Source organism: Mycolicibacterium sp. CBM1 (assembly GCF_054073305.1).
Genome location: NZ_JBSXPP010000011.1, coordinates 169,100 through 192,592 on the forward strand (window position 1 = coordinate 169,100; position 23,493 = coordinate 192,592).

Sequence of the window (23,493 nt, forward strand, 5' to 3'; positions counted from 1 at the left end):
GATACCGGTCGTTGACGTCGGCGTTGCTGGCTTTGCGGGGCCAGCTCGGCGGCCGCGCACTGCACACGGTCGTAGTGATTCCGCACGTGTCGCAGAGGGCCGTTGTCGGTTGCTCCGCGCGCTCGACGGTGGGATCTCGGATGCCCGGGGACCGCGCAGGACAAACCACCGTTAGGCTCATCGCCGTGCAGCATCCGATCCAGGTCCCGCCGAGCGCGCCGGCGCGGCTCGTCGTCCTGGCCTCGGGGACCGGCTCGTTGCTGCAGTCGCTGCTTGCCGCCGCCGTCGGGGACTATCCGGCGCGGGTGGTCGCGGTCGGGGTCGACCGCGACTGCCGCGCTGTGGAGATCGCCCAGGCGGCGGCGATCCCGACGTTCCGGGTGCGGCTGGGCGACTATCCCGACCGCGCCGGCTGGGACGCCGCGATCGCCGACGCCACCGAAGCGCACGATCCAGACCTCATCGTGTCCGCCGGATTCATGAAAATTCTTGGACCGGCGTTCCTTTCGCGCTTCATCGGACGGGTCGTCAACACCCACCCGGCGCTGCTGCCGGCTTTCCCGGGCGCCCATGCGGTTCCCGATGCCCTGGCCTACGGAGTGAAGGTCACCGGGTGCACCGTCCACCTGGTCGACGCCGGCATGGACACCGGCCCCATCTTGGCGCAGGAGGCCGTCGAGATCTTCGACGGCGACAGCGAAGACTCCTTGCACGAGCGCATCAAGGTCGTGGAACGACGACTGCTGGTGGACGTGCTGGCCGCGCTCGCGACGCGCGGCGTGACCTGGACCGGCAGAAAGGCGACCATAGGATGACTTCGGGGACATTGATCGGAAAGCGGCCGATCCGGCGAGCGTTGATCAGCGTGTACGACAAGAGCGGCCTGATTCCGCTCGCTCAAGGCCTGCACGATGCCGGGGTGGACATCGTCTCCACCGGTTCGACCGCGAAAACGATTGCTTCCAAAGGTATTCCGGTCACGCCGGTCGAATTCGTGACGGGGTTCCCCGAAGTTCTCGACGGTCGGGTCAAAACCCTGCACCCGCACATCCACGCCGGTCTGCTCGCCGACACCCGCAACATCGAACACCTGCAGGCGCTGGAGAAGCTCAAGATCGAGCCGTTCGACCTCGTCGTGGTCAACCTGTACCCGTTCAGTGAGACCGTCGACTCCGGGGCCGAGGTCGAGGAATGCGTCGAGCAGATCGACATCGGTGGCCCGTCGATGGTGCGCGCCTCGGCCAAGAACCATGCCAGCGTCGCCGTCGTGGTCGAGCCGCTCGGGTACGACGGAGTGCTGGCGGCGGTCCGTTCCGGCGGGTTCACGCTGGCCGAACGGCAGAAGCTGGCAGCACTGGCCTTCCGCCACACCGCCGAGTACGACGTCGCCGTCGCCACCTGGATGGGCTCTGTCCTGGCCCCCGAAGAAGGTGAGGCGCCGGAGTTCCTGCCGCCGTGGTCGGCCCGGACCTGGCGGCGTTCCGCCCAGCTGCGCTACGGCGAAAACCCGCATCAGCAGGCCGCGCTCTACAGCGACGACGGTGGCTGGCCGGGGCTGGCCCAGGCTGAGCAGCTGCACGGAAAAGAGATGTCCTACAACAACTTCACCGACGCCGACGCGGCGTGGCGGGCGGCGTTCGACCACCAGCAGACTTGCGTGGCGATCATCAAGCACGCCAACCCGTGCGGCATCGCGATCTCGTCGATCTCGGTGGCCGACGCACACCGCAAGGCGCACGAATGCGATCCGCTGAGCGCCTTTGGCGGGGTGATTGCGGCCAACGCCGAGGTGACCGTAGAGATGGCGGAGTTCGTCTCGGAGATCTTCACCGAGGTGATCATCGCCCCGGCCTACGAGCCGGGCGCCGTGGAGATCCTGGCTCGTAAGAAGAACATTCGCGTGCTGCTTGCGGCCGAGCCGCAGGTCGGCGGCGTGGAGATCCGCCAGATCAGCGGCGGCTTGCTGATGCAGCAGCGCGATGCCCTCGACGCGGCTGGAGACGACCCCTCGAACTGGACGCTGGCGACCGGCACACCCGCCGACGCCGCGACGCTGGCCGATCTGCAGTTCGCGTGGCGTGCCTGCCGTGCGGTCAAGTCGAACGCCATCGTCGTCGCCGCCGACGGTGCCACCGTCGGGGTGGGCATGGGACAGGTCAACCGGGTCGACGCGGCGCGGCTGGCCGTCGAGCGTGGCGGTGAGCGGGTCCGCGGTGCTGTCGCCGCCAGCGATGCGTTCTTCCCGTTCCCCGACGGGCTCGAGACACTGATGGCGGCCGGGGTCAAGGCCGTCGTCCACCCGGGCGGTTCGGTGCGCGACGAACTCGTCACCGAGGCCGCCGCCCAGGCGGGCGTCACCCTGTATCTCAGCGGCGCCCGACACTTCGCGCACTGAGGTCGGCGATGAGGACCCCTCGGGTAGTGGTGGTCGTGACGACGGCGCTGGTGCTGGTCACGTCCTGCACCCGGGTGGTCGACGATGCCCGCGGGGTCGCCGCGCCGAACCTGGGCAGTCCGGGAGCCATCGCCGCGGACTGTGCGGCCGTCGACGTCCCGCTCACCCCGATCCCGCCCCGCGGCGAGGGCGAGCCGGTGCTCAAGATTCCCCAGCCCGACGGCTGGGAACGGGTGACGATGATGGACTCCGAACTGATCCGTTACACGATGCGCAACACCAGCCTGGCCACCGGCGGGTTCTCCCCGACGGCGGTGGTGACGCTGGAGAGCAAGCCCGGTCTGACCGAGCCCGACGACATCTACGACGCACAGCGTCGAGTCCTGCGGTCCGGCCTCGGGGCCACGGACATGCAGTTCGCGAAGACGACACTGTGCGGGTTGCCGGCCGAGATCATCGTCTATCAGATGCCGCCGATCGGCGGCCTGCCCCCGCACCCGGCGCGAGTGCTGTGTGCGGCGCTGCAGAGCGGGAGTCGCACCTACGCGGTGACAGTGACGGTGCAGAGCGCCGACCCCGACAACCCCACGTTCCAGCGGGACGCCGAGGCGATCCTCACCGGATTCCAGCTGCTCTCCCCGCGCTAGCCCGAGCATCTGTCACGCACGGGCAAGGGAGGTACCGGGTGCCTACCCGCGGCGGCAGTCGTAGCGTGGAGTGGTGACTTCACCTGACGAGTTCCCCCGCACACTCGGCGAACTGCGCGCTTCCGGCCACCGCGAGCGCAGTGTCAAGCAGGAGATCCGGGAGAACCTGCTGGCCGCACTGTCCGAGGGCGAGGATGTCTGGCCGGGGATCTTCGGCTTCGAGGACACCGTGTTGCCGCAGCTGGAGCGGGCATTGATCGCCGGTCACGACTTCGTCCTGTTGGGCGAGCGGGGGCAGGGCAAGACCCGGCTGCTGCGCTCGCTGCAGAACCTGCTCGACGAGTGGACACCGGTGATCGCGGGCTCTGAGCTTGGCGAGCATCCCTTTTCACCGATCACTCCCGAGTCGATCCGGCGGGTTCAGGAATCCGGAGATGACCTGCCGATCGGCTGGCGGCACCGCTCCGAGCGCTACACCGAGAAGCTCGCCACCCCCGACACCAGCGTCGCCGATCTGGTCGGGGACATCGACCCCATCAAGGTCGCGGAGGGCCGCAGCCTCGGTGACCCGGAAACCATCGCCTACGGGCTGATCCCGCGAGCACACCGCGGCATCGTGGCGGTCAACGAGCTGCCCGACCTGGCGGAGCGGATCCAGGTATCGATGCTCAACGTGATGGAGGAACGTGACATCCAGGTGCGTGGCTACACGCTGCGGCTGCCGCTGGACGTGCTCGTAGTGGCCAGCGCCAACCCGGAGGACTACACCAATCGCGGACGCATCATCACGCCGCTCAAGGACCGGTTCGGCGCCGAGATCCGCACGCACTACCCGCGCGAGCTCGACGCCGAGGTCGATGTCATCACCCAGGAGGCGCACCTGTCGGCGCAGGTTCCCGTCTACCTGATGCAAATCATCGCGCGCTTCGCGCGCTATCTGCGGGAGTCGAGTTCGGTTGACCAGCGGTCGGGGGTCTCAGCCCGGTTCGCCATCGCCGCCGCCGAGACGGTCGCCGCCTCGGCCCGGCACCGCGGGGCGGTGCTGGGCGAGGACGAGCCGGTGGCCCGGGTCGTCGACCTCGGCACCATCGTCGACGTGCTGCGCGGCAAGCTGGAATTCGAGTCCGGTGAGGAGGGCCGCGAGCAGGCGGTGCTGGAGCACCTGCTGCGGCGGGCCACGGCCGACACCGCGCAGCGGGTCCTGGGCGGCATCGACGTCGGACCGCTGGTGGCTGCGGTGGAGGGCGGCTCGGCGGTGACCACCGGTGAGCAGGTCTCGGCCAAGGACGTGCTGGCCGCGTTACCCGACCTGCCGGTCATCGATGCGATCGCGCAGCGGCTTGACGCAGCGACCGACGGCCAGCGTGCCGCCGCGCTGGAGCTCGCACTCGAGGCCTTGTATTTGGCCAAGCGGATCGACAAGGTGACCGGAGAAGGCGAAACCGTCTATGGCTAAACCCGCGCGGGGGCACGCGCACGACACCCGGTATGCGCCGTACACCGGGGGACCCGATCCGTTGGCGCCGCCGGTGGACCTGCGTGATGCGCTCGAACAGATCGGCCAGGACGTCATGGAGGGCACTTCGCCGCGGCGGGCCTTGGCCGAACTTCTGCGCCGCGGGACGAAGGACACCAGAGGCGCCGACCGGCTCGCCGCGGAGGTGAATCGTCGCCGCCGAGAGTTGTTGAACCGCAACAACCTCGATGGCACTCTGCGGGAGATCAAGAAGTTGCTCGACGAGGCGGTGCTGGCGGAACGCAAGGAACTGGCGCGCGCTCTCGACGACGACGCCCGGTTTGCCGAGTTGCAGATCGAGTCGCTGTCGCCCTCCCCGGCCAAGGCCGTTGAGGAGTTGTCGGACTACAACTGGCGCAGCCCCGAAGCGCGCCAGAAGTACGACCAGATCAAGGATCTGCTCGGCCGGGAGATGCTCGATCAGCGGTTCGCCGGTATGAAAAAGGCGCTGGAGAATGCCACCGACGAGGAACGTCAAGCCGTCAATGAGATGCTCGATGCTCTGAACGAGCTGCTGGACAAGCATTCTCGCGGCGAGGACAGCGCCGAGGATTTCCAGAACTTCATGCGCAAGCACGGCCATTACTTCCCGGAGAATCCCCGCAACGTCGACGAGCTGCTGGACTCGCTGGCCAAGCGTGCCGCGGCGGCGCAGCGGTTCCGCAACAGCCTCACCCCCGACCAGCGCGCCGAGCTGGATGCATTGGCGCAGCAGGCGTTCGGCTCACCGGAGCTGATGAACGCGCTCAACCGGCTCGACTCGCACCTGCAGGCGGCCCGACCCGCCGAGGATTGGGACGGCTCGTCGGAGTTCTCCGGCGACGACCCCATGGGCATGGGGGAGGGGACGCAGGCACTCGCCGACATCGCCGAACTGGAACAACTCGCCGACCAGCTGTCGCAGAGCTACGCCGGGGCCACGATGGACGATGTCGACCTCGACGCGCTGGCCCGGCAGCTGGGCGACCAAGCCGCGATCGACGCGCGCACGCTGGCCGACCTCGAGCGCGCACTGATGAACCAGGGCTTCCTGGACCGCGGGTCGGACGGCCAGTGGCGGTTGTCACCCAAGGCGATGCGGCAGCTCGGACAGACCGCGCTACGTGATGTCGCCCAACAGCTTTCGGGACGTCATGGTGAGCGGGACACTCGCCGGGCCGGCGCGGCTGGCGAACTGACCGGCGCCACCCGGCCGTGGGCGTTCGGTGACACCGAGCCGTGGAACGTGACGCGGACGCTGACGAATGCGGTGTTGCGACGCGCCGGCACCGACGCCGAGGGGCCGCTGCGTATCGCCGTCGACGATGTCGAGGTGTCAGAGACCGAGACGCGCACCCAGTCGGCGGTGGCCCTTCTCGTCGACACCTCGTTCTCGATGGTGATGGAGAACCGCTGGCTGCCGATGAAGCAGACGGCGCTGGCACTCAATCACCTGGTAAGCACGCGGTTTCGGTCGGATGCGCTGGAGATCATCGCTTTCGGTCGGTACGCCCGCACCGTCAGCGCCGCCGAATTGACGGGGCTGGAAGGTGTGTACGAGCAGGGGACGAACCTGCATCACGCGCTGGCGCTGGCGGTTCGGCATCTGCGCCGTCATCCGAACGCCCAGCCGGTGGTTCTCGTCGTCACGGATGGGGAACCGACCGCGCACCTGGAGGATTTCGACGGGCAGGGTTCGTCGGTGTTTTTTGACTACCCACCGCATCCGCGGACCATCGCCCACACCGTGCGCGGCTTCGACGAAGTAGCCCGGCTCGGAGCGCAGGTGACGATCTTCCGGCTCGGTAACGACGCCGGATTGGCCCGGTTCATCGATCAGGTTGCTCGCCGGGTCGGGGGCCGGGTGGTCGTCCCGGACCTGGACGGTCTGGGCGCGGCGGTGGTCGGCGATTACCTGCGGTCACGGCGCCGTCGCGGCTGAGCGGCGCGCCTCAACTGGTCAGCAAACCCACGCAGCGGCTCAGTGGGGGCAGCTCGGCTCAGGATGTCGGTCGGGAGCGCGGCAAAGCGCTGAGCGGTCACTCAAGCGCGCCGATTGAGGGCGGGTACAGCGAACACGTGGTGGTTGTCGTTCACCTGGTGGTTCCCACGGTGTCAGCTGGCTACTCGGCAGGCGTCCAACCTGCGTGATGAGAGTGACAACTGCGAATTCCGGCGGGTGGAATTTTCGCCCATTCCGCTTGCTGAAGGGCAAACAGCCCCTTAGTATCTATCAGGATCTTCTAAGATTCGTATCAGCAAAGCATCGAGTTCGTCACGAACTGGGCGAACCCGCATTAGCAAGGGGACTTAGCAATGGCGTCACGAACTCGACCCTTCGTTTTGACCGGTGTGGCACTGGCGAGTGCCGCCGCGATCGTCACCGCGTCGCCGGCCTTACTTCCGACCACCCAGGACATCACGGTGGCGGGCGCACCCAGCCCTCTGCCGCTGTCCAACGCCAAGTACGCGCTGACCGCGATCAGCGACATCACCATCCAGGGCATCAACGACGCCTACTGGTTCGGCTGGGGCGGTTACGTCGGCTGCGGCACCGTTACCGACGGCGAGTGCACCTACACGCCGGAGGACACCTACTACCCCGGTCTGAAGGACCTCTACGTCTCGGGCTATTCGGGCGTCCTCTACTACCTCGTCGACAACATCATGGAGAGCTTCGACTCCAGCTTCAACCTCGACAACTACTACTTCGAGATCGGCGCCAACTACGGTGGTGGCCTCCCGGCGGCGCTCTACGTGGCCAGCGGTGAAATCTTCGGCACCTCCTCGCCGATCTACCAGGCCGCGCAGGCGGTGTTCTATTACGGCATCCCCAACCTGGTCAACTCGGCGATTCTTGGCCTGACAGAAGCGCTTCCGACCTTCGACATCGGCCCGGTCAAGGTCGGCGGGGGCATCCTGGCCAGCCTGTACTTCACCGGCGCCACGCCGGACGGTTCGTTCGACTACGGCTCCACGGGGCTTTCGGCGGTGTTCGCCTACATCTCCACCTCGATCTCCGACAGCCTGCCCTCGGCCTCGGCTTCGCTGACCAGCGCGGCCGCCTCCATCGAGTCCGCCGTCAAGACCGCCGTCACCGATGTGCAGAAGGCCCTGACGCCTGCTGCGGTGACCACGGCCGTCACGGCCGCGGTCAAGTCGGCCTCCACCGAAGCGACGGACTCGGCCACGACCGAGACCGGCAGCACGACCGAGTCGACCGGCACCACCTCGACCGACACGGCGTCGACCGAGACCGGCACCACGACCGACACGGCGTCGACCGAGACCGGCACCACGACCGAGTCGACCGAGACCGGCAGCACGTCGACCGAGACCGGCACCACGACCGAGTCGACCGACACCGGCAGCACGTCGACCGACACCGGCACCACGACCAAGTCGACCGACACCGACACGGCGTCGACCGAGACCGGCACCACGACCAAGTCGACCGGTACCGCCAGCTCCGCCAAGTCGACCTCGACCTCGACCTCGACCTCGACCTCGACGACGAAGACCAAGCCGCAGAACCCGTTGGCCAAACTGGGCAAGAAGATCTCCGATGCGCTGAGCCCGAAGAAGGCGAAGGCCGGCTCCAGCTCGAGCTCCTCCAGCAGCAGCTCGGGTTCGTCGGACAGCGCCAGCTGACAACCGCTGAACAAAAACTTCGGCCCCTTCCATTCGGAAGGGGCCGAAGTTTTTGTTCACCAGGCTCAGGTTTGTTCGGGTCCGCCCGAGGTGCGGTTCTTGCGCTTGACACCGACGCCGCCCCACAGTGCGAAGCCCTTGATGGTGACCTTCGGTGCGCCGGGGGCACCTTGGCGGTCGACGTCGTGATCGAAGCCGCCCATCACGCCGACGCCACGGACCGCGACGTTGACCTCAGGGGGAAGCAGGATGGTCTGGCCGCCCATGATCGAATAGGCGTGAATCTCCACGTTGGCCGCCGTGAAGTCGGCATAGCGCAGGTCGACGACGCCCCCACCGAAGAGAGTGAAGGTTGTCATCCGTTCCGGGACGTTCCACCGGCCACGCCGTTCGAAGCCGCTGAGGATGGCTAGCAGAAGCGTCTTCGGCGCCGGCTTGGACGCTCCGCGCCGATGCACGGTGTCGGTGGCTTCGGGCAGATCCTCGGTGAGCCGATCGAGTTCCTCGTAAGTTTGCGCGGCGTACGCTCTGGCGAGTCGACGCTCGTACTCCTCGAGTGGCAGACGGCCTTTGGCGGCGGCATCGCTGAGCAGCTGGGCGACCTGGATACGGTCGGCGTCGGCGGCCCGCGTCGAGGCGTCCCTTGGCGTCAAGTTGCTCATCGCCTATGAGGGTACGACTCTGGAACGCAACCGCAAGAGCGTCCGGTGATCTGTCACGGTGGTGTTATCGCACCCAAGGAGGTGGGCGTTTCTGCAGGAACGCCACCATCCCTTCCTGCGCTTCCTCGGAGACGAACAGCCGCGCCGACTCCACCGCCAAAGATTCGGCGTCACGGTCGAATCCCGCCAGGACAGCAGCCGTGGTGAGCGCCTTCGACGCCGCCAGGCCCTGCGGTGAGGCGCGGCCCAGATCGGCGGTCAGCGCGGCGACCGCGGCCTCGACGTCGTCGGCGGCTTCGGTGACCAGTCCGATGTCGGCGGCCACCACCGCGGTGAAGGTTTCCCCGGTGAGGTAATAGCGGCTTGCCGCGCGCGGCGACAGCTTGGGCAACAGAGTCAGCGAGACGATCGCCGGCGCGACGCCGAGGCGCGCCTCGGTCAGCGCAAAGGTGCTGCGCGGTCCTGCGACCGCGATGTCGCACGCACCGATCAGGCCGAGGCCACCGGCGCGGACGTGGCCGTTCACGGCCGCCACCACCGGCACCGGGGACTCGACGATGCTGCGTAGCACCCTCGCCAGTTCACGGGCCCGTTCGGCCGTGGCCTCGAAGGGGTCATCGCCGGAGGCTTCGCTCAGGTCGGCACCCGCGCAGAACGTACCGCCGGTGTGCCCGAGTACCACTACCCGCACCGCCGGGTCGGCGCCGGCCCGGCGCAGGCCGGCCTGAAGTTGGTCGACCAGCCGTGCGGACAGCGCGTTGCGGTTATGCGGCGAATCCAGGGTCAGCCGCGCGACGTGCCCGCCGATCTCATTCGGGCCGGCATAGGAGACCAGGGTCATCCCATCGCCCGGGTCGCTTCGCTCCTGCCCGCCGGGATTTTTCCCCGGGTCGCTTCGCTCCTGCCCGCCGGGATTTTTCCCCGGGTCGCTTCGCTCCTGCCCGCCGGGATTTTTCCCCGGGTCGCTTCGCTCCTGCCCGCCGGGATGCACGTCAGTACGACCTGGGCAGGCCCAGTGAGGTCTGGGCGATGAAGTTCAGGATCATTTCCCGGCTCACCGGGGCGATGCGCGCCAGCCGCGAGGCGGTAAGCAACGACGCGACGCCGTACTCCTTGGCCAGTCCGTTGCCTCCGAGCGACTGCACGGCCTGATCGACGGCCCGCGTGGATGCCTCCCCCGCGGCGTACTTGGCCATGTTGGCCGCCTCGGCGGCGCCGAGATCGTCGCCGTGGTCGTACAGCGTGGCCGCCTTCTGCATCATCAACCGGGCCAGCTCCAGCTCGATGTGGTTCTGTGCCAGCGGGTGGGCGATACCTTGATGAGCGCCGATCGGGGTCTTCCACACCTGCCGGGTCTTGACGTAGTCGGCCGCCTTGTTCAGCGCGAAACGGCCGACCCCGACGGCGTTGGCCGCACCCATGATCCGTTCGGGATTCAGGCCTGCGAACAGTTGCGCGATCGCGGCGTCTTCCGAGCCCACCAGCGCATCGGCGGGCAGTCGGACATCGTCGAGGAACAAGGAGAACTGGTTCTCCGGGCTGACGATCTCCATGTCGATCTTGGTGAAGGTGAAGGCTGGTGCGTCGGTCGGCACGATGAACAGCGCGGGCTTGAGGTTGCCGGTCTTGGCGTCTTCCGTCCGACCGACGACGAGCACGGCCTGCGCCTGGTCGACGCCGGAGATGTACACCTTCTGCCCCGACAGGATCCAGTCGCTGCCGTCCCGGCGTGCGGTGGTGGTGATGCGGTGTGAGTTGGAACCGGCATCGGGCTCGGTGATGGCGAAGGCCATGGTGATCGAACCGTCGGCGATTCCGGGTAGCCAGCGCTTCTTCTGGTCGTCGGTGCCGAATTTGCTGATGATCGTGCCGTTGATGGCGGGTGAGACCACCATCATCAGCAGAGAACAACCGCCGGCAGCCATCTCGTCCATTACCAATGACAGCTCGTACATGCCGGCCCCACCACCGCCGTATTCCTCGGGCAGATTCACCCCGATGAAGCCGAGTTTGCCTGCTTCAGACCATAATTCGTCGGTGTATTCGCCAGCGCGGGCCTTGGCCAGGTAGTACTCCTGGCCATAGCTGGAGGCCAGCGCCGCGACCGCCTTGCGCAACTCCTGGCGTTCGGCGCTCTCGATGAATCCGCTGTCGCTCCTGAAGGCGGTCACAGCTCTCCTTGTGTTTCGTTTTGATCTTCCACCCGGGCCAGGATCGTCCCTACGTCGACCTGCTGGCCGACGGCGACATTGAGTTCGGCCAGCACGCCGTCGGCCGGCGCGGCGATGGTGTGTTCCATTTTCATCGCCTCCAGCCAGACCAGCGGCTGGCCGGCTGTCACCGCGTTGCCCCGCGCGGCGCCGAGGCGGATGACCGTCCCGGGCATCGGTGCGAGCAGCGAACCCTTCTCCACGGCCGAACCGGGTTCGGGGAACCGGGGCACGGCGGTCAGCGCCACCGGGCCCAGCGGGGAGTCGACGAAGATCTCGGCGCCGTAGCGGGACACGGCGAACGCGGTAGACACCCCGGCGGCATCGGTGAGCACTACCTCCCTGGCGGTGGCCGATACCAGGTGTACGCCGTCGTCGTCGGGCAACAACAGGCCCTCTCGGGTGTGCCGGTAGGCGACGTGGTGCTCCTGCCCGGTGCCGTCGAGGTAGGTCTTGTACTGATTGCCCGACACCAGATTGCGCCAGCCGCTGGGGATCTCGGCGAGCACCGCCGCCGTAGCCCGGTTGTATGCGGCCTCGGCGAGCGCGGCCGCCACCGCCGCGAAGCGGATCGTCCGGTCGTCGGCTAGCGGCCGGGCCAACTCGGCGAGTCCGTGGGTGGCGAAGAATGCGGTGTCGGTGGCGCCATCGAGGAACGATCGGTGGCGCAGCACATTGACCAGCAGGTCGCGATTGGTGACGACGCCGTGCAGCCGGGCGCGGGCCAGCGCGCTGGCGAGCACCTGCGCCGCCCGACTGCGGGTCGATGCATAGGAGATCACCTTGGCCAGCATCGGATCGTAATGGATCGACACCACCGAGCCGTCGACGATGCCCGAGTCGAGGCGCACACCTGTGCCGTGGAAGAGGCCGAATTCCTTTGTCACACCCGAGATGTCGAAGCGATAAACGCGACCGGCCTGCGGCTGCCAGCTGCGCGAGGGGTCCTCGGCGTAGATGCGTGCCTCGATGGCATGGCCGCCAGCGGCCGGGGGCTCGGGATCGAGCCGCTCGCCGTCGGCGACCAGCAACTGCAGTTCCACCAGGTCCAGGCCCGTGGTGAGCTCGGTAACCGGATGTTCGACCTGCAGGCGGGTGTTCATTTCCAGGAAGTAGAACTGCCCAGCCCGATCAGGTGAGGCATCGGCAAGGAACTCGACGGTGCCCGCCCCGGTGTAGCCGATGGCCTCGGCCGCGAGCCGCGCCGCGTCGAACAGCCGGTCTCGCATTCCCGGTACGCGCTCCACGAGGGGAGAGGGTGCCTCTTCGATGATCTTCTGATGGCGACGCTGGATCGAGCACTCCCGTTCGCCGACCGCCCACACGGTGCCGTGCTGGTCGGCGAGGACCTGCACTTCGACGTGGTGGCCGCTGGGCAGGTACCGCTCGCAGAACACCGTCGGGTCACCGAACGCCGACTCCGCTTCCCGGCGGGCCGCGGCCACGGCCGCGGAAAGCTCGGCAAGGTCGGTGACCACCCGCATGCCACGGCCGCCGCCGCCCGCTGACGCCTTGATAAGCACCGGCAGCTCGGCGTTGGTGACTGTCGCCGGATCGAGTTCGGCCAACACCGGCACGCCGGCCGCCGCCATCATCTTCTTGGCCTCGATCTTGGACCCCATGGCGCGCACCGCCGCCACCGGTGGTCCGATCCACGTCAACCCGGCATCGATGACGGCGCTCGCGAATTCGGCGTTCTCCGAGAGGAATCCGTACCCGGGATGGACAGCGTCAGCACCGGCCGAGCGGGCCGCGGCGATCAGCGCAGCCACATCCAGATATCCCGAAGCGTCGAGCCGCACCCGAGCGTCGGCCTCGGTGACATGGGGCGATGCCTCGTCGGGATCGGTGTAGACGGCCACCGTGGCGATGCCGAGCCGACGACAGGTGGCGAAAACCCGCCGGGCGATCTCCCCGCGATTGGCGACCAAAACTCGAGTGACCATGGGAGCTCACATCCTGAAGACGCCGAAGTTCGACGTCCCCTCGATCGGCGCACTGGCTATGGCGGACAGACACATTCCGAGTACGGTGCGGGTGTCGCGCGGATCGATCACCCCGTCGTCGTAGAGCCGGCCGGACAGAAACATCGGCAGCGACTCGGCCTCGATCTGCGCCTCCACGGCGGCCCGCAGTGCGGCGTCGGCCTGTTCGTCGACGGTGCCGCCGCGGGCCTCGGTAGCCGCGCGGTTCACAATCGACAGCACGCCGGCCAGCTGCGCGCCGCCCATCACCGCCGATTTCGCGCTGGGCCAGGCGAACAGGAACCGCGGATCGTAGGCGCGCCCGCACATGCCGTAATGCCCGGCGCCGTAGGAGGCGCCGACCAACAGCGAGATGTGCGGCACCCCTGAGTTCGACACGGCGTTGATCATCATCGAGCCGTGCTTGATCATCCCGCCTTCCTCATAGGCCTTACCCACCATGTAGCCGGTTGTGTTGTGCAGGAACAACAACGGCGTGTCGGACCGGTTCGCCAGCTGGATGAACTGGGTGGCCTTCTGGGCTTCCTCGCTGAACAACACACCGCGGGCGTTGGCCAGGATGCCCAGCGGATAGCCGTGCAGTGTGGCCCATCCGGTCACCAGCGACGAGCCGTACATCGGCTTGAACTCGTCGAAGTCGGAGCCGTCGACGATGCGAGCGATGATCTCGCGAGGATCGAACGGGATCCGCAGTTCGGCAGAAACGATGCCGAGCAGTTCGTCCGGGTCGTACAGCGGTGCCGTGACGGGCTTCGGCCGCGGGCCTTGTTTGACCCAGTTCAGCCGGGACACGATGCGGCGGCCGATGCGGATGGCGTCGAGTTCGTCGACGGCGAAGTAGTCGGCCAAACCCGATACGCGAGCGTGCATTTCGGCCCCGCCGAGGGATTCGTCATCGGCCTCTTCGCCGGTGGCCATCTTCACCAGCGGGGGCCCGGCCAGAAACACCTTGGAGCGTTCCTTGATCATCACGACGTGGTCGGACATGCCGGGGATGTAGGCCCCGCCGGCGGTGGAGTTGCCGAATACCAATGCGATGGTCGGGATCCCGGCTGCCGAGAGCCGGGTCAGGTCGCGGAACATCTGTCCGCCCGGGATGAAGATCTCCTTCTGGGTGGGTAGGTCGGCACCGCCGGACTCCACCAGTGAGATCACCGGCAGTCGGTTCTCCAGAGCGATCTGGTTGGCGCGCAAGATCTTCTTCAGCGTCCACGGGTTGCTGGTGCCGCCCTTGACGGTGGGATCGTTGGCGACCAGCAGGCACTCGACGCCTTCGACCACACCGATGCCGGTGACCACGCTGGCGCCCACCTGAAAGTCGCTGCCGTAGGCAGCCAGCGGACACAGCTCCAGGAACGGCGAGTCGGGGTCGACGAGGAACTCGATGCGTTCGCGGGCGGTCATCTTGCCGCGGGCGTGGTGGCGCTCGACGTACTTCGGACCACCGCCGGACAGCGCCTTGGCGAGCTCCGCATCGATCTCGGCCAGCTTGGCCGACATGGCCGCGGCCGCCTCGAGGTGGGCGGGGGCGCTCGGATCCAGGGTGCTGCGTACTACAGTCATGCGCAATCCGCTCCGCTTCTTGCTGGGGTCATGCGCAATCCGCTCCGCTTCTTGCTGGGGTCATGCCTGGTATCCCAGCGCCTTGGCGGCCAGCCCGGTCAGAATCTCAGTGGTACCGCCGCCGATGCCCAGGATCCGCATATCTCGGTACTGGCGCTCGACCTCACATTCGGACATGCATCCCATCCCTCCGAACAGTTGGACGGCCTGGTGCACGACCCACTCACCGGCTTCCACGGCGGTGTTCTTGGCGAAGCACACCGGCGCGATCAAGGTGGCGCCGCCCAGTCCCGGTGTCGCCGGGCCAGCGGCTCCGGCCAGCTGCCGCTCGACCACGTTGCGGGAGTACACCCGCGCCACGTCGATGCGCCGCGCCATCTCGGTGAGCGTGTTCTGGACGGCCTGCCGGGAGATCAGCGGGCGGCCGAAGGTTTCGCGGTCCCGGCACCACTGCACGCTCAGATCCAGGCAGCGCTGCGCCGACGAATAGGCTTGGGCCGCAAGCCCGATCCGCTCGGCTACGAAAGCCTGCGCGATCTGGGCAAAGCCGGTGTTCTCGGTGCCGACGAGATTGACCGCCGGAACCCGAACGTCGGCATAGGACAGTTCGGCGGTGTCCGATGAGCGCCAGCCCATCTTGTCCAGTCTGCGGGTCACAGTGAAGCCGGGCGTGCCCTTCTCGACCACGAGCAGCGAAACGCCGCTGGCGCCAGGCATGGTGTCGTCTCCGGTGCGGACCGCGGTGACGACGTAATCGGCCCGCACACCGGAGGTGATGTAGGTCTTGGCGCCGTTGACGATGTAGTCGTCCCCGTCGCGCACCGCCGTGGTCCGCAGGTGCCCGACGTCGGATCCGCCGCCGGGCTCGGTGATGGCCAGTGCGCCGATCAGCTCGCCGGCAAGCGTTGGGCGCACGAACTTCTCGATCAACCGCCGGTCACCGGAGGCCGCCATGTGCGGCACCGCGATGCCGCAGGTGAACAGCGACGCGAATACCCCGCCGGGGGTGCCCGCCTCGTGCAGTTCCTCGCAGATCACAAGGGCGTCCGCGGCGTCTCCGCCACCGCCGCCTACCGATTCGGGCAGCTCGGTGCCCAGCAGACCGGCGTCGGCGGCCCGCCGATGCAGATCGCGCGGCAGTTCGCCGGCGCGCTCCCAGTCGTCGACGTGGGGGAGGATCTCGCGTTCGGCGAAGCCCCGCACCGTCTTGCGCAGTTGCTGACGTTCCGGGCTGGTCCAGATGCTCACAGGATCGCCTCCGGGATCTCGACGTGACGGCTGCGCAACCATTCGCCGAGGCCTTTGGCCTGTGGGTCGAAGCGCGCCTGGTAGGCCACGCCTTGCCCGAGGATGCCCTCGATGACGAAGTTCACTGCGCGCAGCGCGGGAAACAGATGTCGAGTGATCGGCAATTCCCTTGCTTCGGGCAACAATTCGCGAAGGGCGTCCACGGTCAGCGTGTGCGCCAACCAGCGCCACTGCTCGTCAGTGTGCACCCACACGCCGACGTTGGCCGAGCCGCCCTTGTCCCCGCTGCGTGCGCCTGCCACGGTTCCCAGCGGCGCCCGCCGGGTCGGTCCGGGCGCGAGCGGGGCGGGTAGCGGCGGCGCGTCGACATCGGCGAGTTCGAGAGTGTCGTGGGCGGCCGGGATGACGGCACGGCTGCCGTCGGGGCGCACCGCGATGTGGGTCACCTCGGTGGCGGGCACGTAGCCGGCGGTGAACACCCCGTAGACCTGCCCGTCACCCGGCGGCGCGGTCGAGGTGAACCCCGGATAGGAGGCGAGGGCGAGTTCCACCGCGGCCGAGGAGAATTGGCGACCGACCGGCTTGGGGTCGGGGTCGCGCACCACGCAGGTCAGCAGAGCGCTGGCGCCCTGCTCGGTGTCGGCGTCGGCGTGATCGGTGCGGGCCAGCGTCCAGCCCAGTTCGGCGGGCCGGACGCGCAGCGCCGCCTCGAGCTGGCGGCGCACCAGATCGGCCTTGGCATCGATGTCGAGCCCGGTCAGCACGAACGTCACCGCATTGCGGAATCCGCCGATGCTGTTCAATGACACCTTCAGCGACGGTGGCGGCGGTTCGCCGCGCACGCCGCTGATCCGCACCCGGTCGGGGCCGTCGTCGGCCAGGGCGATGGTGTCGAACCGGGCAGTGACGTCGGGATTGGCGTACCGGGCGCCGCCGATCTCGTAGAGCAGCTGTGCGGTGACGGTGCCGACACTGACCCGCCCGCCGGTGCCGCGATGTTTGGTGATCACCGCGGATCCGTCGTCGGACAGCTCGGCCAGCGGGAAGCCGGCGTGCGCGAGATCGGGGATGTCGGTGAAGAAGGCGTAGTTGCCCCCGGTCGCCTGGGCGCCGCATTCGATGACGTGGCCGGCCACCACCGCACCGGCGAGCCGGTTGTGATCGTCGGGGGTCCAGCCGAAGTGTGCCGCCGCGGGTCCGGCCACCACCGAGGCGTCGGTCACCCGGCCGGTCACGACGACATCGGCACCCGCGCGCAAGCAGTCGACAATGCCCCACGCGCCCAGATAGGCGTTGGCGGTCAGCGGGGTGCCCAGACCAAGGTCACCGGCGCGGGGGAGCAGGTCGTCGCCTTCGACATGGGCCACGGTCACCGCGATCCCCAGCCGGCCGGCCAGTTCGCGGACCGCCTCGGCCAGCCCGGCGGGGTTGAGCCCACCTGCGTTGGCGACGATCCGCACCCCGCGATCATGGGCCAGGCCGAGGCACTCCTCGAGCTGGGTGAGGAAGGTCCTGGCATAGCCGCGCCCGGGGTCCTTCATCTTGTCCCGGCCCAGGATGAGCATGGTGAGTTCGGCCAGGTAGTCCCCGGTCAGGTAATCCAGCTCCCCGCCGGTGAGCATCTCGCGCATCGCCGCTAGGCGGTCACCGTAGAAGCCCGAGCAGTTGCCGATCCGCACCGTACCGACCACGGACTCTGCCTCCTCGTCGACGGCCAACCAACCGGTAGGTTACGTCGGGGCGCCCCCGGGCAGTCAAGAGCCAGCGCTTCCCCGCGTCCGGCAATGCGGGCGTTTTGGACCCCAACCAGGCGAGCGGCTATCCTGAATCGCAACTGTTGGCCGCCGGCACCAGATCTTTCTGCGCGGCGACACCCCTGATCAAGGAGAAGTACGTCATGGCTGTGCCCAAGCGCAGAATGTCGCGGTCGAATACCCGCAGTCGGCGCGCGCAGTGGAAGACGGAGGCCACCGGGTTGGTCAACGTCTCCGTCGCCGGTCGCCAGCACAAGGTGCCGCGCCGGTTGCTCAAGGCTGCCCGGCTCGGTCTGATCGACCTCGACAAGCGCTGACACCCGTCGCCTGCCGCGAATTGCCTGCTCGCGCGGCGTGCCTCTCAGGCCAATCTCAGGCGTTGGGTTGACACTGGTGGCCGTGCGAATTCTTGTCGTCGATGATGATCGCGCTGTGCGCGAATCCCTGCGCCGGTCCCTGTCGTTCAACGGCTACTCGGTCGATCTGGCCCAGGACGGCGTCGAAGCGCTCGATGCGATCGCCAACGAACGGCCCGATGCAGTCGTCCTCGACGTGATGATGCCCAGGCTGGACGGCCTGGAGGTGTGTCGGCAGCTGCGCAGCACCGGCGACGACTTACCCATCCTGGTGTTGACCGCCCGGGATTCGGTCTCCGAGCGGGTGGCCGGCCTCGATGCCGGAGCTGACGACTATCTGCCGAAGCCGTTCGCCTTGGAGGAACTGCTGGCCCGGATGCGCGCGCTGTTGCGCCGCACCTCGCCGGACGAGCAATCCGATTCGGCGGTGATGACGTTCTCCGACCTCACGCTCGACCCGGTGACCCGGGAGGTGCACCGCGGGAAGCGGGCGATCAGCCTGACCCGCACCGAGTTCGCGCTGCTGGAAATGCTGATTGCCAATCCCCGGCGGGTGCTCACCCGCAGCCGCATCCTCGAAGAGGTGTGGGGTTTCGACTTTCCCACCTCCGGTAATGCGCTCGAGGTGTACGTCGGCTATCTACGTCGAAAGACCGAAGCAGAAGGAGAACCGCGGCTGATCCACACCGTTCGAGGTGTGGGTTACGTGCTGCGTGAGACACCGCCCTGATGTCCCCGCTGAGGTGGCGCACGCGAGGTGTGCGGGCGCCCGAAGAGTCCACGACGTCGCTGTCCCTGCGATGGCGGGTCATGTTGCTGGCCATGTCGATGGTGGCGCTGGTCGTGGTGTTGATGGCGGTCGCGGTCTACGCGGTGGTCTCCGCGGCGCTCTACACCGACATCGACAACCAGCTGCAGAGCCGGGCTCAGCTGTTGATCGCCAGCGGCTCGCTGGCCGCCGACCCCGGCAAGGCAATCGAGGGCACGGCGTACTCCGATGTCAACGCCATGCTGGTCAATCCGGGCCGGTCGATCTACACCGCTAACCAGCAGGGCCAGACGCTGCCCGTCGGCCAGCCGGAGAAAGCGGTGATCCGCGGCGAGTTGTTCATGTCCCGCCGCACGGTGGCCAACCAGCGGGTGCTGGCGGTGCATCTACCCAACGGCAGCTCACTGCTGATCTCGAAGAGCCTGGCGCCCACCAACGCGGTCATGACCAAGCTGAAGTGGGTGCTGCTCGCCGTCGGCGGCATCGGCGTGGTGATCGCCGCGATCGCCGGCGGGATGGTCGCCCGCACCGGCCTGAGGCCGGTGGCCCGGCTGACCGAGGCCGCCGAGCGGGTGGCCCGCACCGATGATCTGCGGCCCATCCCGGTGTTCGGCAGCGACGAGCTGGCCCGGCTGACCGAGACGTTCAACACGATGCTGCGCGCTCTTACGGAGTCCCGTGAGCGTCAGGCCCGGCTGGTGGCCGACGCCGGCCACGAACTGCGCACCCCGCTGACCTCGTTGCGCACCAACGTCGAACTGTTGATGGCGTCGATGCAACCCGGCGCCCCGCGGCTGCCGGAAAGCGAAATGACCGATCTGCGAACCGATGTCATCGCACAGATCGAAGAGCTGTCCACGTTGGTCGGCGACTTGGTGGACCTGACCCGTGAGGACGCCGGCGGCGTGGTGCACGAGGCCGTCGACATGAGCGACATCATCGATCGCAGCCTGGAGCGGGCCCGCCGCCGCCGCAACGACGTCCAGTTCGACGTCGACGTGATGGGCTGGCAGGTCTACGGCGACCCGGCGGGATTGTCGCGCGCGGTGCTGAACCTGCTCGACAATGCCGCGAAGTGGAGCCCGTCCGGTGCGCATGTCAACGTCCTACTTCGCCAGGTCGACGCCGCCCACGCCGAGTTGGTCGTGTCCGACCGGGGGCCCGGAATCCCGCCTCAGGAGCGGGGCCTGGTATTCGAGCGGTTCTACCGGTCAGCGTCAGCGCGGGCCATGCCGGGTTCTGGGCTGGGGCTGGCGATCGTCAAACAGGTTGTGGTCAAACACGGCGGCATGATCCGCATCGGAGATACCGTGCCCGGGGGACAACCGCCGGGAACGTCGTTCTTCGTCCTGCTGCCGGGCCGTCCACTCGATGCCGCGCCGTACACCAGTGATTCTGCTCATAGCGAAAACAACTCCGGCAAAGCGGCCACCAACGGTCATCGACCGCATTCCACGGGAAAACCGGAGAACCCGCCGGATGTCATCTCAGTGGATTCTCAGTAGCACAAGGCAAGCTGGTGGCAAGAGTTTTGTGCATCTCGTAGAGAGAAAGAGCGACCTGACGACATGACCGAGCACCCGAGGTACTCGCCGCCGCAGCAACCCGGTCACCAGGGGCCGAATCAGCATGCGGCTCCAGGGTATTCCCAACCGCCCCGTCAGGCCGGCTATCAGCAGCCCTACGACTGGCGTTATGCCACCCAGCAGCAGCAACCGCCGTACGGCCACCCCTATGACCCGTATCAGGCTGTGCGCCAAGGGAACCCGCCCACAACCCCCAACATGGCACCGCCCATGGCGGCGATGCCCCCGCGTAAGCGGTCGCGGGCGGGCGCGCTGATGGCGGGAGCGCTGGCCATCGCCGTCGTGTCTGCCGGTATCGGTGGCACCGTGGTCCTGCTGGCCCACCCCGACCGGCAACCGGTCACCGCCGTCGGTGCGCCGAATCCGAACGGACCGGCCAACGTCCCGGCCGCCAACCTGCCGGTCGGATCTGTAGAGCAGGTCGCCGCCAAGGTCGTGCCCAGCGTCGTCAAGCTCGAGACCGAGTTCGGCAGGCAGTCCGAGGAAGGCTCGGGCATCATCCTGTCCGCCGACGGGCTGATCCTGACCAACAACCACGTGGTGGCCGCCGCCAAGGGGGCGGGCGCTCCGGTACCGGCCGCTCCGCCTGCTGTGCCGGGTCTGCCCACCCTCCCACCCGGCTCGGGCGGTTCGCCCGGAACGGGTCCGTCCACGCCCGGCGGCGCCCCGACCACCACGGTGACCTTCGCCGACGGGCGTACCGCGTCGTTCACCGTGATCGGCACCGATCCGGCCAGTGACATCGCTGTCGTCCGCGCTCAGGGCATCACCGGCCTGACCCCGATCACGCTGGGCTCGTCGGCCAACCTGCGGGTGGGCCAGGATGTGGTGGCCGTCGGGTCTCCGCTGGGCCTGGAGGGCACCGTCACCACCGGCATCGTGAGCGCACTGAACCGCCCGGTCGCTACCGGTGGCGACGTCAACAACCAGAACACCGTGCTCGACGCCATCCAGACCGACGCCGCGATCAATCCGGGTAACTCCGGTGGCGCCTTGGTGAACATGAGTGGAGAGCTGGTCGGCGTGAACTCGGCGATCGCCACGCTGGGCGGGGACTCGCCGGATGCGCAGAGCGGCTCGATCGGCCTGGGCTTCGCCATCCCCGTCGACCAGGCCAAGCGGATCGCCGACGAGCTGATCAGCACCGGCACCGCCTCGCATGCCTCGCTGGGGGTGCAGGTCAGTAACGACACGACCACCCACGGCGCCAAGATCGTCGACGTCACCAAGGGCGGCGCCGCCGCGGCGGCCGGCCTGCCCAACGGTGTGGTGGTCACCAAGGTGGACGACCGGGTGATCGGCAGCGCCGACGCCCTGGTCGCCGCCGTACGCTCGCGCGCTCCCGGAGACAAAGTGACCCTTACCTACACCGATCCGTCCGGGTCGCCTCAGACCGTTTCGGTCACGCTTGGCAAGGCGGCCCAATAATGCGCGTGGTGGGTGAACATCCAGTGACGCTGACCAGCGCGACTGCCGGGATCTCGGCGCTCGGATATACGGTGACTCCCATGGAACAGCCAGGGGAGCTGGTGGGACGTGCCCTCGTCGTCGTCGTCGACGACCGCACGGCCCACGGCGATGAGGAGGACCACAGCGGACCGTTGGTCACCGAGCTGCTCGCCGAGGCGGGTTTCGTGGTGGACGGCGTGGTCGTGGTGTCCGCGGACGAGGTCGAGATCCGCAATGCGTTGAACACAGCCGTCATCGGTGGCGTGGACCTGGTCGTTTCGGTCGGCGGCACCGGTGTCACGCCACGTGACGTCACGCCGGAGGCCACCCGGACCATTCTGGATCGTGAACTGCTCGGAATCGCCGAGGCTCTGCGTGCTTCGGGTCTGTCGGCGGGGATCACCGACGCGGGTCTCTCACGGGGTCTAGCCGGCATTTCCGGGAGCACGCTGGTCGTCAACATCGCGGGGTCGCGCTATGCGGTCCGCGACGGCATGGCGACGCTGAACCCGCTGGCCGCCCATGTGATCGGCCAGCTTTCCAGCCTCGAGATCTGAGCAAGCCCCAACGGGCACATCCGGTCGCCGCATCTGACGGCGTACCGTCGATTAAGGGCGCCATAATCTGCGTCGGAGGCCTTGTGTTAACAAGCTGTGAACTGCACAAACATCAAGATTGTGATCTTCGTCACAATTCGGGAGCGCTGTGATGGGAACCGCACCTCAAGACCGAATCGCAGTTAACAAGGTGTTCGGTTCCGAGTTGCCGCAGGAGTCCTCCGATGAACGCGATCCGGATGCCGGCCGCGACGCCGCAGACCGGGATCGGTGGCTCAGAGACAACGTTCCGCCCCACCACCAGTGATGTTCTTCCGGTGGTCGCCGCTTGGACCAGGCGCGATTGTCACGGTCCTTGGTGTCGTGCCGGGCTCTGTCGTGGGCTCGCTGCTGCGCTGACGTCGGGTGGGACCTTCGGATTCCTGTGAGTCCGGCCCATGTCGCCAGCAAACTTCACCCTGCCGGCGCCGTTTCGCCGCACCGGAACCCTATGCGTTGCCGCGTGGATGCCGTCCCGTTATGTTCCTCGTGTCAACGATGAGCAAAGCGTAAGAGCAGGGTGTGAGGACTCTCATCGAACTGCTCAACGCCGTGAACGGTGTCAGCATGTTGGGACCCGGAGCACGAACCACAATTCGGTAGCCCCCGGGGTCGCCGACGACACAGCTAGGGAGAACATGAAGGTTATCGGTCGGGTACTGGTGGCGATGATCGCTGCAGTCGCGGCGTTGTTCGTCGGGACAGGTACCTCGCACGCAGGTTTGGATAATGAGCTGAGTTTGGTCGACGGCGGTGGCCGCACGATGACGATTCAGCAGTGGGACACCTTCCTCAACGGGGTGTTCCCGCTGGACCGCAACCGGCTGACTCGCGAGTGGTTCCACTCCGGCAAGGCCGTCTACAGCGTCGTCGGCCCGGGTGCCGACGAGTTCGCGGGCACGTTGGAGCTGGGCTACCAGGTCGGCTTCCCGTGGTCGCTGGGTGTGGGCATCAACTTCAGCTACACCACCCCCAACATCCTGCTCGACGACGCCGACATCTCCCCGACGGGCTTCAACCCGCTGGGCTCGGTCATCACCCCGAACCTGTTCCCGGGTGTGTCGATCAGCGCCGACCTGGGCAACGGCCCCGGCATCCAGGAAGTCGCCACCTTCTCCGTCGACGTC

19 protein-coding genes are annotated in these 23,493 nt (G+C 67.6%); 12 read left to right on the top strand and 7 right to left on the bottom strand.

The window, feature by feature from the left end; all coding sequences use genetic code 11:
- The first annotated feature begins 185 nt into the window (after positions 1 to 185).
- The 6 genes from purN (at position 186) to ACXDF8_RS16420 (ending at position 8,188) form a co-directional block, all read left to right on the top strand.
- Positions 186 to 815: a phosphoribosylglycinamide formyltransferase gene (gene purN, locus ACXDF8_RS16395; protein WP_457224320.1), complete on the top strand. Its 630-nt coding sequence runs from the start codon at positions 186 to 188 to the stop codon at positions 813 to 815.
- The gene (gene purH / locus ACXDF8_RS16400) at positions 812 to 2,395 is read left to right on the top strand and encodes a bifunctional phosphoribosylaminoimidazolecarboxamide formyltransferase/IMP cyclohydrolase (RefSeq protein ID WP_457224321.1); all 1,584 of its coding nucleotides are present in this window, start codon (positions 812 to 814) and stop codon (positions 2,393 to 2,395) included. Before purN ends, purH begins: the two co-directional genes overlap by 4 nt.
- Before the next feature lie 8 nt (positions 2,396 to 2,403).
- Positions 2,404 to 3,042, top strand: a complete 639-nt coding sequence (locus ACXDF8_RS16405; protein WP_457224322.1) for an LpqN/LpqT family lipoprotein — start codon at positions 2,404 to 2,406, stop codon at positions 3,040 to 3,042.
- Positions 3,043 to 3,115: 73 nt separating this feature from the next.
- Positions 3,116 to 4,498 (top strand): sigma 54-interacting transcriptional regulator, encoded by a 1,383-nt coding sequence (locus tag ACXDF8_RS16410; protein WP_457224323.1) that lies wholly within the window; start codon positions 3,116 to 3,118, stop codon positions 4,496 to 4,498.
- Entirely contained in the window at positions 4,491 to 6,479 is a 1,989-nt protein-coding gene (locus tag ACXDF8_RS16415) for a vWA domain-containing protein (RefSeq protein WP_457224324.1), read from the top strand. Before ACXDF8_RS16410 ends, ACXDF8_RS16415 begins: the two co-directional genes overlap by 8 nt.
- Positions 6,480 to 6,853: 374 nt before the next feature.
- Positions 6,854 to 8,188 carry a hypothetical protein gene (locus tag ACXDF8_RS16420; protein ID WP_457224325.1) on the top strand — a complete coding sequence of 445 codons (1,335 nt, stop codon included), beginning with the start codon at positions 6,854 to 6,856 and terminating at the stop codon, positions 8,186 to 8,188.
- 65 nt (positions 8,189 to 8,253) lie between these two features.
- On the opposite strand, the gene ACXDF8_RS16425 is transcribed toward ACXDF8_RS16420, so the two are convergent.
- The 7 genes from ACXDF8_RS16425 to ACXDF8_RS16455 all read right to left on the bottom strand — a co-directional run bounded on the left by ACXDF8_RS16425 (position 8,254) and on the right by ACXDF8_RS16455 (position 17,535).
- Positions 8,254 to 8,850, bottom strand: coding sequence for a DUF1707 SHOCT-like domain-containing protein (locus tag ACXDF8_RS16425; protein WP_457224326.1), 597 nt, complete (start codon positions 8,848 to 8,850; stop codon positions 8,254 to 8,256).
- Between the two features lie 64 nt (positions 8,851 to 8,914).
- Positions 8,915 to 9,691 (bottom strand): enoyl-CoA hydratase family protein, encoded by a 777-nt coding sequence (locus ACXDF8_RS16430; RefSeq protein WP_457224327.1) that lies wholly within the window; start codon positions 9,689 to 9,691, stop codon positions 8,915 to 8,917.
- Positions 9,692 to 9,842: 151 nt separating this feature from the next.
- Positions 9,843 to 11,021, bottom strand: a complete 1,179-nt coding sequence (locus ACXDF8_RS16435; RefSeq protein WP_457224328.1) for an acyl-CoA dehydrogenase family protein — start codon at positions 11,019 to 11,021, stop codon at positions 9,843 to 9,845.
- Positions 11,018 to 13,006 (bottom strand): acetyl/propionyl/methylcrotonyl-CoA carboxylase subunit alpha, encoded by a 1,989-nt coding sequence (locus ACXDF8_RS16440; RefSeq protein ID WP_457224329.1) that lies wholly within the window; start codon positions 13,004 to 13,006, stop codon positions 11,018 to 11,020. The genes ACXDF8_RS16435 and ACXDF8_RS16440 overlap by 4 nt, the downstream gene beginning before the upstream one ends.
- A 6-nt stretch (positions 13,007 to 13,012) precedes the next feature.
- On the bottom strand, positions 13,013 to 14,608 hold the full coding sequence (locus tag ACXDF8_RS16445) for an acyl-CoA carboxylase subunit beta (RefSeq protein ID WP_457224330.1): 1,596 nt from the start codon (positions 14,606 to 14,608) through the stop codon (positions 13,013 to 13,015).
- A 60-nt stretch (positions 14,609 to 14,668) separates the two neighbouring features.
- Complete coding sequence (locus ACXDF8_RS16450; protein WP_457224331.1) at positions 14,669 to 15,856, bottom strand: acyl-CoA dehydrogenase family protein; 1,188 nt, start codon at positions 15,854 to 15,856, stop codon at positions 14,669 to 14,671.
- Positions 15,853 to 17,535: an acyclic terpene utilization AtuA family protein gene (locus tag ACXDF8_RS16455; RefSeq protein ID WP_457224352.1), complete on the bottom strand. Its 1,683-nt coding sequence runs from the start codon at positions 17,533 to 17,535 to the stop codon at positions 15,853 to 15,855. Before ACXDF8_RS16455 ends, ACXDF8_RS16450 begins: the two co-directional genes overlap by 4 nt.
- Positions 17,536 to 17,753: 218 nt before the next feature.
- On the opposite strand from ACXDF8_RS16455, the gene rpmF reads away from it, so the two are divergent.
- The 6 genes from rpmF to ACXDF8_RS16485 form a co-directional block, all read left to right on the top strand.
- Positions 17,754 to 17,927, top strand: coding sequence for a 50S ribosomal protein L32 (gene rpmF / locus ACXDF8_RS16460; RefSeq protein ID WP_457224332.1), 174 nt, complete (start codon positions 17,754 to 17,756; stop codon positions 17,925 to 17,927).
- Positions 17,928 to 18,009: 82 nt separating this feature from the next.
- Entirely contained in the window at positions 18,010 to 18,696 is a 687-nt protein-coding gene (locus tag ACXDF8_RS16465) for a response regulator transcription factor (RefSeq protein ID WP_457224333.1), read from the top strand.
- Positions 18,696 to 20,240 (top strand): sensor histidine kinase, encoded by a 1,545-nt coding sequence (locus ACXDF8_RS16470; RefSeq protein ID WP_457224334.1) that lies wholly within the window; start codon positions 18,696 to 18,698, stop codon positions 20,238 to 20,240. Before ACXDF8_RS16465 ends, ACXDF8_RS16470 begins: the two co-directional genes overlap by 1 nt.
- Before the next feature lie 63 nt (positions 20,241 to 20,303).
- Positions 20,304 to 21,749: a S1C family serine protease gene (locus ACXDF8_RS16475; RefSeq protein ID WP_457224335.1), complete on the top strand. Its 1,446-nt coding sequence runs from the start codon at positions 20,304 to 20,306 to the stop codon at positions 21,747 to 21,749.
- Positions 21,749 to 22,327, top strand: coding sequence for a MogA/MoaB family molybdenum cofactor biosynthesis protein (locus tag ACXDF8_RS16480; RefSeq protein ID WP_457224336.1), 579 nt, complete (start codon positions 21,749 to 21,751; stop codon positions 22,325 to 22,327). Before ACXDF8_RS16475 ends, ACXDF8_RS16480 begins: the two co-directional genes overlap by 1 nt.
- 677 nt (positions 22,328 to 23,004) lie before the next feature.
- A partial coding sequence (locus ACXDF8_RS16485) for a porin MspA (RefSeq protein WP_457224337.1) occupies positions 23,005 to 23,493 on the top strand: 489 nt, incomplete at its 3' end.

Bases quoted from the DNA above. Each gene is read 5' to 3' on its own strand.
- purH (WP_457224321.1), top strand. From the start codon at position 812: ATGACTTCGGGGACATTGATCGGAAAGCGGCCGATCCGGCGAGCGTTG.
- ACXDF8_RS16405 (WP_457224322.1), top strand. From the start codon at position 2,404: ATGAGGACCCCTCGGGTAGTGGTGGTCGTGACGACGGCGCTGGTGCTG.
- ACXDF8_RS16415 (WP_457224324.1), top strand. From the start codon at position 4,491: ATGGCTAAACCCGCGCGGGGGCACGCGCACGACACCCGGTATGCGCCG.
- ACXDF8_RS16420 (WP_457224325.1), top strand. From the start codon at position 6,854: ATGGCGTCACGAACTCGACCCTTCGTTTTGACCGGTGTGGCACTGGCG.
- ACXDF8_RS16425 (WP_457224326.1), bottom strand. From the start codon at position 8,850: ATGAGCAACTTGACGCCAAGGGACGCCTCGACGCGGGCCGCCGACGCC.
- ACXDF8_RS16430 (WP_457224327.1), bottom strand. From the start codon at position 9,691: ATGACCCTGGTCTCCTATGCCGGCCCGAATGAGATCGGCGGGCACGTC.
- ACXDF8_RS16440 (WP_457224329.1), bottom strand. From the start codon at position 13,006: ATGGTCACTCGAGTTTTGGTCGCCAATCGCGGGGAGATCGCCCGGCGG.
- ACXDF8_RS16445 (WP_457224330.1), bottom strand. From the start codon at position 14,608: ATGACTGTAGTACGCAGCACCCTGGATCCGAGCGCCCCCGCCCACCTC.
- rpmF (WP_457224332.1), top strand. From the start codon at position 17,754: ATGGCTGTGCCCAAGCGCAGAATGTCGCGGTCGAATACCCGCAGTCGG.
- ACXDF8_RS16470 (WP_457224334.1), top strand. From the start codon at position 18,696: ATGTCCCCGCTGAGGTGGCGCACGCGAGGTGTGCGGGCGCCCGAAGAG.
- ACXDF8_RS16475 (WP_457224335.1), top strand. From the start codon at position 20,304: ATGACCGAGCACCCGAGGTACTCGCCGCCGCAGCAACCCGGTCACCAG.
- ACXDF8_RS16480 (WP_457224336.1), top strand. From the start codon at position 21,749: ATGCGCGTGGTGGGTGAACATCCAGTGACGCTGACCAGCGCGACTGCC.